Here is a 1,727-nt window from a genome sequence, read left to right on the forward strand (position 1 = left end):
TTAGAAAAAAGGTAACCTGTTAAGCTTTGGCGAATTAAGGAAAGGAAACAAATAGAGAAGGAGGACTTAATAGTGAAAGAATTAGTCATTAATGATGTTGTATTTGATGTAAAATATCTTACTACGTCTACAGTCAGCAAAGAAGAAGTGGGACTTGAAAAAAGAATTATTAATAATGGACAAATGACTAAGGGGAGAGACCAAATTAAGTTTTCATTTTCTGTTTTAGGTAAACAAGATTATCAATTATACGATTCCTTTTTTGAGAATACTCATTATACTATCATGATCCCTGAAACGAGTGAAAGATTYACAGCTCATAGTGTTTCCCATAGTACATTTTATCAAGGAGCTGAAGTAGCAGATAACACAGAAGTGGTATTTAAAGTTACACTTACCAAATAAAGAAATCGTCTGTGTTTAAGCTCACGCTGTAACTTTTTTAAAGGACTTGTTTAAGAATATAATCGAGTTTGATTAAGTTCTATTTATAAGAAACACCTGTATGCCTATAATGTTTTGTTAAGGGGAGATCTTAGTGAATACGTGTAGTGGTTTTGCAATAATTTGTTTAAATGATAAAGATGAATTATTAATGGTCTCCCAAGAGAAACCCAACATGCCCAAGCGTTGGTCTGTTCCTTCTGGTGCTATCGAAGGATATGAAAGGCTCGAAGATTGTTGTATTCGAGAAGTATGGAATCAAACCGGTTATCAAGTAGAGATAGTAAAAAAAATACACGAGAATAGGTCTACTACCTATAATGTTGATGTTCACATGACCTATTTTGAAGTTAAAATAGTAGCTGGAGAAAAGAAAGTCCCGATTGTAGACTCATATTTCTGGCAACCTATATCTAAAATTAATCATTTAAACCTATTATTTGAAGATGAACGTGAAGTCGTACTAAATTATATAAAAAAGAAAAAACAACTCACTTAATCTTGCTCAAGGATATTACTTTACCTTTATACAGGTGGATGGAGGTCCGTTGTCTTTTGAAAAAAACTACAAAAATATATAGAGGGGAAGTTAAATAATTGATTAATACAACCCTTAATTTAATAAAAATTGTCATGCATACTACTATGAGGAATAACTTAGTCTTAATGAATCATTACCTCAATTCGAAGGACATTTTGTTATCTAGATCTAAGAGACCCTAAAATATATTATTTATCTTCTCCAAGATAATTTATCTAGTTAACAAAAAAAGCTACTGGCCTCGACAGTAGCTTTTCCTGTTCTTCACCTACTAAACATCGTGATTACGTAATAAAAGCATAACAATTCACTATTCATCTATATTTATTAAGTAAAAAAAAGAAACAGATCTACAAAAGACTGTTTCTTGTAAAATTCCAATCCATCTATATACTTTACCCTATCTAATTTAAAATAAAACATAGAATACAGTATTTTTCACAAAATATATTTCATTTCCATTAAAACCCATTATATTAACTATAATATGTATACTATATACAAGTTGAACAGCAGAAAAGCTCCCTATTTCTGTAGGTTAATTAAATTTTGGATGGGAGATACTCCTCAGCATTTTGAGTAGTTTCCTCAAAGTATCAACAATAATTCTTTGAATTTTCTTTTTCCACATTAAACCGTAATTAGTTATATAAAAAGCTTTATATTGCAGAAATTTAGAAGAAATTTGTTGAATAAATAGCCTTAATTTTTAATGTTTTATTGTTACATGATAGTGTCTAAT

The 1,727-nt window shown here is 29.8% G+C and carries 2 protein-coding genes; both read left to right on the forward strand.

All coding sequences use genetic code 11. From position 1 onward, the window contains the following. Nucleotides 1-72: 72 nt before the first annotated feature. Nucleotides 73-405 carry a hypothetical protein gene (locus tag AC1DRF_RS26315; protein WP_230185605.1) on the forward strand — a complete coding sequence of 111 codons (333 nt, stop codon included), beginning with the start codon at nucleotides 73-75 and terminating at the stop codon, nucleotides 403-405. A 133-nt stretch (nucleotides 406-538) separates the two neighbouring features. Continuing rightward, nucleotides 539-943, forward strand: a complete 405-nt coding sequence (locus AC1DRF_RS26320; protein WP_075422583.1) for an NUDIX hydrolase — start codon at nucleotides 539-541, stop codon at nucleotides 941-943. Nucleotides 944-1,727: the final 784 nt, after the last annotated feature.

Source organism: Priestia sp. P5_B4, assembly GCF_056400385.1.